7 protein-coding genes and 1 pseudogene are annotated in these 6,536 nt (G+C 72.1%); 6 read left to right on the forward strand and 2 right to left on the reverse strand.

Annotated features, from left to right (window positions below):
* The 6 genes from AWX74_RS38550 to AWX74_RS38575 all read left to right on the forward strand — a co-directional run.
* Positions 1-645, forward strand: a 645-nt coding sequence (locus AWX74_RS38550) for a cobalamin B12-binding domain-containing protein (RefSeq protein WP_207550512.1), incomplete at its 5' end; no start/stop codon positions are given.
* A 52-nt stretch (positions 646-697) separates the two neighbouring features.
* Entirely contained in the window at positions 698-1,327 is a 630-nt protein-coding gene (locus AWX74_RS38555; protein ID WP_242666615.1) for an HD domain-containing protein, read from the forward strand.
* Between the two features lie 22 nt (positions 1,328-1,349).
* Complete coding sequence (gene nucS / locus AWX74_RS38560; RefSeq protein ID WP_006545636.1) at positions 1,350-2,012, forward strand: endonuclease NucS; 663 nt, start codon at positions 1,350-1,352, stop codon at positions 2,010-2,012.
* A 236-nt stretch (positions 2,013-2,248) separates the two neighbouring features.
* Positions 2,249-4,036 carry a 3-hydroxyacyl-CoA dehydrogenase family protein gene (locus AWX74_RS38565; protein ID WP_091287432.1) on the forward strand — a complete coding sequence of 596 codons (1,788 nt, stop codon included), beginning with the start codon at positions 2,249-2,251 and terminating at the stop codon, positions 4,034-4,036.
* A 157-nt stretch (positions 4,037-4,193) separates the two neighbouring features.
* Positions 4,194-4,721 (forward strand): YkvA family protein, encoded by a 528-nt coding sequence (locus AWX74_RS38570; RefSeq protein ID WP_091287436.1) that lies wholly within the window; start codon positions 4,194-4,196, stop codon positions 4,719-4,721.
* 124 nt (positions 4,722-4,845) lie between these two features.
* On the forward strand, positions 4,846-5,103 hold the full coding sequence (locus AWX74_RS38575) for a hypothetical protein (RefSeq protein WP_091287440.1): 258 nt from the start codon (positions 4,846-4,848) through the stop codon (positions 5,101-5,103).
* Positions 5,104-5,493: 390 nt separating this feature from the next.
* Here AWX74_RS38575 and AWX74_RS38580 read toward each other — a convergent pair whose 3' ends face one another.
* Both AWX74_RS38580 and AWX74_RS38585 read right to left on the reverse strand, forming a co-directional pair.
* A complete protein-coding gene (locus AWX74_RS38580) occupies positions 5,494-6,195 on the reverse strand; it encodes a hypothetical protein (protein WP_054565068.1) in 702 nt (233 codons plus the stop codon).
* A 75-nt stretch (positions 6,196-6,270) separates the two neighbouring features.
* A pseudogene (locus tag AWX74_RS38585) lies at positions 6,271-6,536 on the reverse strand (crotonyl-CoA carboxylase/reductase); the annotation flags it as partial.

Below are 6,536 nucleotides of genomic sequence, written 5' to 3' on the forward strand. Positions count from 1 at the left end.
GAGGCGCTGCTGGGGTTGCGGGAGGCGGCGAAGACGGATGTCAACCTGATGCCGGCGACGTTGGCGTGTGCGCGGGCGGGGGTGACGACCGGGGAGTGGGCCGGTGTGCTGCGGGAGGTGTTCGGTGAGTACCGGGCCCCGACCGGTGTGTCGGGGGCGGTGACCGCCGGGGCCGGTGAGGGCCTGGCCGAGGTGCGGGGGCTGGTCACCCGGACCGGTGAGGAGCTGGGGCGGCGGCTGCGGCTGCTGGTCGGCAAGCCGGGGTTGGACGGGCATTCGAACGGCGCGGAGCAGATCGCGGTGCGGGCGCGTGATGTCGGCTTCGAGGTGGTCTATCAGGGGATCCGGCTGACCCCGGGCCAGATCGTCGCGGCCGCGGTGGAGGAGGATGTCCACCTTGTGGGGTTGTCGGTGCTGTCGGGCTCGCACATGAACCTGGTACCCGAGGTGCTGGACGGGTTGCGGGCCGCGGGGCTCGGGGACGTACCAGTGGTGGTGGGTGGCATCATCCCGCCCGCCGACGCGGACAGGTTGACCGCGCTCGGTGTCGCGGCGGTCTTCACCCCGAAGGACTACGGCCTCACCGAGATCATGCGAGGGATGGTGAACATCGTGCGCACGGCGAACGGCCTCGCCGGTGCCTGACCCGTCGGCTGCCGAACCGTCCGGGCCTCACCCGGGCGGGTTCGGCCCGTCCGTGGCCGGCCCGTCCGTGGCCGGCCCGTCCGTGGCCGGCCCGTCTGTCGCCGGGCGTTCCGCCGCCGGCCCGTCCATTGCGGATGCGGTGGCCCTGGCGACCTGGGCGCACAACGGCCAGCTGGACAAGGCGGGTGAGGCGTACATCGGGCATCCGCTGCGGGTGATGGAGACCGTCGGCCGCACGGCCGCCGGCGCCGGTGTCGATGTGGCGCACGCGCGGATGGCGGCCATCCTGCACGACGTCGTGGAGGACTCCGACCTGACCGTGACCGGTCTCGCCACCGCGGGCTACCCGAGCGAGGTGGTCGCGGCGGTGGACGCCCTCTCGCACCGCGACGGCGAGCCGGTGGAGTGCTACCTGGCGCGGGTGGCGGCCGACCGGATCGCGGTGGTGGTGAAGCGCGCGGACATGGCTGACAACTCCGACCCGGTGCGCCTCGCCCGGCTGCCCGCCGAGCGGGCGCGGGAGCTCACCATCCGGTACGCGGGCCGCCGGCGCCTGCTCGACGACCTGGTCGTGCGGAACAACGCGGTGGTGCGGAACAACGCGGCCGCCCGTCGGCTGCCGGAGAACGGGCCGGCGGCAGGGGGACCACAGGACCACGGGGCCGGGCACGAACGCTCCTGACCCGGCAGGATACGGTCGCGCCATGCGCCTCGTCATCGCCCGCTGCAGTGTGGACTACGTCGGTCGGCTAAAGGCGCACCTGCCCAGTGCGGTTCGGCTGCTGCTGGTGAAGGCCGACGGCTCGGTGTCCATCCACGCGGACGGGCGCGCCTACAAGCCGCTCAACTGGATGAGCCCGCCGTGCGCGATCGTCGAGGCCGAGGGCGTCTGGCGGGTGACGAACCGGGCGGACGAGCAGCTGGTGATCTCGATCGAGGAGATCCTGCACGACTCCACGCACGAGCTGGGTGTCGATCCGGGGCTGCGCAAGGACGGGGTCGAGGCCCACCTGCAGGTGCTGCTCGCGGACCGGCCGGACGCGATCCGCGAGGGGCTGACCCTGATCCGCCGGGAGTACGAGACGGGCATCGGCCCGGTGGACCTGCTCTGCCGGGATGTCGACGGTTCCACCGTCGCGGTCGAGATCAAGCGGCGCGGCGAGATCGACGGGGTGGAGCAGCTCACCCGGTACCTGTCCCGCCTCGATGACGACCCGGCCCTGCCGCACCCGGTGCGCGGGATCCTGTGCGCCCAGTCGATCACGCCGCAGGCCCGGGTGCTCGCGGGTGACCGTGGCATCTCCTGCGCGACCGTCGACTACGACGCGCTGCGTGGGCTGGAGCCGTCCATCCCGACACTGTTCTGACCCGCTGTTCCGACCCGCTGCCGGGCGCTGTCCCGGCGCTGGGCCCTGACCCGGCGGCAGTGTTCTTACCACGGGCGCCGACGGGTTTTCAGAGTCTTCATATGTGGCAGATTTCGTCACGATCACAGGCTCCTGCGTCGTGAATCTGCGACGATCCGGTCATCCGAGCGCGCGACGCCTCCGCCAGGGCCGCGCGCTGTGGACGGGACGCGCGGACCCTGGGACGAAGGAGCGCTATGGGCCAGGACACTTCCCTCGGTGAACTGACGAAGATCGGAGTCGTCGGTCTGGGGACCATGGGGGCCGGCATCGCGGAAGTGCTGGCCCGCGCGGGCATCGACGTCGTCGGCGTCGAGAAGGACGACGAGGGCCTCGCCCGCGGGCGAGGGCATCTGGAGCACTCGACCCAGCGGGCCGTTGACCGGGGCAAGCTGACCACGCGGGAGCGCGAGGAACTGCTGGCCCGGGTGCACAGCGGCACCGATCTCGCGGCCGTCGCCGACTGCCCGCTGGTGATCGAGGCCATTCACGAGCGCCTCGACGCCAAGCTGGAGCTGATCGGCCAGCTCGACCAGCTCTGCCCGCCGGCCACCGTGATCGCCAGCAACACCAGCTCCCTGTCGGTCACCGAGCTCGCCGCCGCGACGCATCGGCCCTCGCGGGTGCTCGGCACCCACTGGTTCAACCCGGCTCCGGTCATGGGACTGGTCGAGGTGGTCGGAACGGTCGTCACGGATCCTGCCGTGCTCGACGGGGTGCGGGAACTGCTCGGCCGGGTCGACAAGACGGCGGTGTCCGCCGGCGACCGGGCCGGCTTCATCGCCAACGCGCTGCTGTTCGGCTACCTGAACAACGCGGTGCGGATGCTGGAGGCGCACTATGCGACCCGGGAGGACATCGACGCGGCCATGCGCTACGGCTGCGGCCACCCGATGGGTCCGCTGGCCCTGCTCGACCTGATCGGGCTCGACTCGGCGTACGAGATCCTCGAGTCGATGTACCACCAGTCGCGCGACCACCTGCACGCCCCGGCGCCGCTGCTCAAGCAGCTCGTCACGGCGGGGATGCTCGGCCGCAAGACCGGCCGCGGCTTCTACACCTACGCCGCGCCCGACTCGCCGCAGGTGGTCGACGAGGCCGGCGCGACCGAGGTCGCCGGGGTGACCGCGCGGCCGGTCCGGCTGGTCGGCGTGGTCGGCACGGGCACGATGGCCACCGGCATCGTCGAGGTGCTCGCGCGTTCCGGCTACGACGTCGTGTACCGGGCCCGTTCGGACGACAAGGTCTCCTCGGTGCGCAAGCGGCTGACCGAGTCCTTCGACCGGGGCGTCCACCGCGGCCGCCTCACCACCGAGGACCGCGACGCGGCGCTCGCCCGCGTGACCGGCACGACGGAGCTCGACGCGCTCGCCGACTGCGACCTCGTGATCGAGGCCGTCGTCGAGGAGCTGGGGGTCAAGCGGGCGCTGTTCGCCGCGCTGGACGAGGTCGTGAAGCCCGGGGCGATCCTCGCCACGACGACGTCCTCGCTGCCGGTGATCGAGTGCGCCACGGCGACAGGGCGGCCGCGGGACGTCGTCGGCATGCACTGGTTCAACCCGGCGCCGGCGATGCGCCTGATCGAGGTCGTGCCGACCGTGCTGACCGCGCCGGAGGTGACCGCGACGGTGCTCGCGGTCAGCCGGGCGGCCCGCAAGCACCCGGTGGTGTGCGCGGACCGCGCCGGGTTCATCGTGAACGCCCTGCTGTTCCCCTACCTCAACGACGCGGTGCGGATGCTGGAGACGCACTACGCCACCGTGGAGGACATCGACACGGCGATGACGGTGGGGTGTGGGCATCCGATGGGGCCGTTCGCCCTCGCGGACGTCGTCGGCCTCGATGTGACCCTCGCGATCCAGCGGACGCTCTACCTGGAGTTCCGGGAGCCCGGCTACGCCCCTGCTCCGCTGCTGGAGCATCTCGTCAAGGCCGGCTACCTGGGCCGCAAGACGGGGAGGGGATTCCGCGACCACTCACGCTGATCCGGTACGGAGGAGGTCACTTACCGAAATCCGGGATTGATCACCGGGCGGGCCGGTCGGCAGGCATGTCTACGATGTCGGCGGGTGGGCATGCGGGCGTCGCGCGAACGGCTGGCGGCGCCTGTGCCGGCCGCCCGAACCGGTGAGGAGGACGGCTGTGGCCATGGTGGACAAGGACGCGCTGCGCGACTTCGGCCGTGAGGTGGCGACTTTCCTGCCCGACCTGGTCGTGATGCTGCGCCGGGTGCTGGCGGACCCGCGCGTGCCGCAGTCGGCGAAGCTGGAGGCGGGCGCCGCGCTGGCCTACCTGGCGTCGCCGAAGAACCGGCTGACGAACTTCATCCCGGTGATCGGCCAGCTCGACGATGTGGCCGTGGTGGCGTTCGCGTTCCGCCGGCTGGTCGTGGGGGCCGGCGAGCCAATCCTGCGGGAGCACTGGCGCGGAAGCGACCGTGCGTTCCACGCGCTGATCGGTGCCTCGTCGGCGCTCGCCAGCCCGGCCGGCATGCTGCGGCGGGCGAACGTGGCTCGCACCCTGGCCGGCGCCGCGATGCAACGGGTGAGCGGGCGCGGCGGAGCCGGCGGGGGCGCGGAGGACCGCGGCGGCGCAGCGAGCACGATCAAGGTCGTGGACGGTGAGGTCGTCGGCCGATCCGTGCCGGACGGTGACATCGGCGGTCGTTGAGATGCGCCACGGTGGCCCCGGCGACACCGCGGGAGGCGGTTCGGGCGCAGGCACCGCGGGAGGCGGTTCGGGCGCAGGCACCGCGGGAGGCGGTTCGGGCACAGCCAGGGCGGGTGTAGGCGAGGTGGGCGCAGGCGGGGCGGGCGAGGTGGACGGGGCGGGCAACGCGGACGAGGGCTGGGTCGTTCGGCCGGTCACCGGGGCTGCGACCACGAAGGCGTACCGCTGCCCGGGCTGCGACCATCTCATCGAGCTGGGCACGCCGCACCGGGTCGTGTGGCCGGTCGGCGCGCTCGACGATCGCCGCCACTGGCACACCCCCTGCTGGGCACGCAGGCACGCGCGCCCGGATCGTTTCCGGCGCGGTGGTCGGCGGGGCTAGTCGGCTCGACGGGATGAGGATGTTGCTCGCCTCAGGGCCTGCCGCGGAACGGTCCCGATCAAGATCGGTAGTCGGTCGTGCCGGTGGGGCTCGCATACCGGACCCCTGGGACACCTCTGCCCGGTAGCCGGTTTGGCGAGTCGCAAGAGTGAACGATTTCGGTCGTTCTGACGACCAGAATCCTTCCTTCTTGCGGTTCGCCAGGTGCGTCTCCGCCCCTTTTGTCCCTCTTGAGGTGAATGGCCGATGCTCCGCGGTGGCGCGGGAGCCCCGGTGGGCAGCGATGCGGGCGGTGGCTGTGCGGCGGGTGGCTGTGCGGGTGCGTGGGGCCGGACGCCTGATGCCGGGGGCCGGGGCGGGGCGTCTGGGGTGAAGCCTGCCGGGATGGCACTAGCTGTGTGCCGAGGCAGCCGTCTGGGTGGATGTGGTCTCGCCGGCCGTGAGCGCTCGCGGCGTTGACGAGGCCTGCAGTGGTGCGGTCGCGGCGGTGAGCCGGTCCCGCAGTGCGCCGAGCTGGGCCGTCACCTGGTCGTGCAGTGCGCCGAGCTGGGCGGTGACCTGGTCGCGCTGGTTCTCGAGCTCGGCGAGGCGCCGGGCCGACTCGCCCTCCAGCTGGGCCGCGGTCGCGCGCGCGGTCTCGACGACCCGCTCGGCCTCGGCCAACGCGGTGCCGACGATGTTCTGAGCCTGGTCCTCGGCGTCGCGGACCGTTCGGTCGCGGGTGTGCTCCGCCTCGGTGACGATCCGACGGGCCTCCTCCAGCTGTGCCTCGGCGTCCCGGGTCCGCTCGGCGCGGACGGTCGCGGCCTCCTCCTCGGCGAGCTGGAGGATCTGGGTGATCCGCCCGCCGAACTCCTCCCAGGCGGGCCGGTTCGCGGCGAGGTCGTCGCGCACCCGGGCCGCCTCGGTGGCCGCCTCGGAAGCGGCGGCCTCGGCGGCGGCCCGGTGCGACTCGGCCTCACGCAGCTGCTCGACCAGCCAGTTGACGTGCGCATTCACCTGCTGCGGATCGTAACCGCGGCGCACCAGATCGAACCCGGGAGCGCCTTCACTGTCACCGGGCATCGGAATGAGATCGCTGTGCTCTGTCATAGGGCCTCAGCATCTCAGACGGGCAATCGCCGGGTGACAGGAGCTTGGGCCTGGGCAGGACCGGGACACAGGTACTTACACGCCGCGGAAGCGGTTGATTGCCGTCAGGTGACGAGCCCGGGTCTGCTCGTCACGAACACCCAGCCCCTCCTCCGGCGCCAGACACAACACCCCGACCTTCCCCTGATGCGCGTTGCGATGCACATCGAACGCCGCCTGCCCCGTCTCCTCCAACGGATACACCCTCGACAACGTCGGATGGATCAACCCCCGCGCCACCAACCGGTTCGCCTCCCACGCCTCCCGATAGTTCGCGAAATGCGACCCCACGATCCTCTTCA

The organism is Parafrankia irregularis, from assembly GCF_001536285.1.
Taxonomy (GTDB): domain Bacteria; phylum Actinomycetota; class Actinomycetes; order Frankiales; family Frankiaceae; genus Parafrankia; species Parafrankia irregularis.

What these genes read in the sequence shown, in the direction of transcription:
- nucS (WP_006545636.1), top strand. Translation starts at nt 1,350, where the DNA reads ATGCGCCTCGTCATCGCCCGCTGCAGTGTGGACTACGTCGGTCGGCTA.
- AWX74_RS38565 (WP_091287432.1), top strand. Translation starts at nt 2,249, where the DNA reads ATGGGCCAGGACACTTCCCTCGGTGAACTGACGAAGATCGGAGTCGTC.
- AWX74_RS38580 (WP_054565068.1), bottom strand. Translation starts at nt 6,195, where the DNA reads ATGACAGAGCACAGCGATCTCATTCCGATGCCCGGTGACAGTGAAGGC.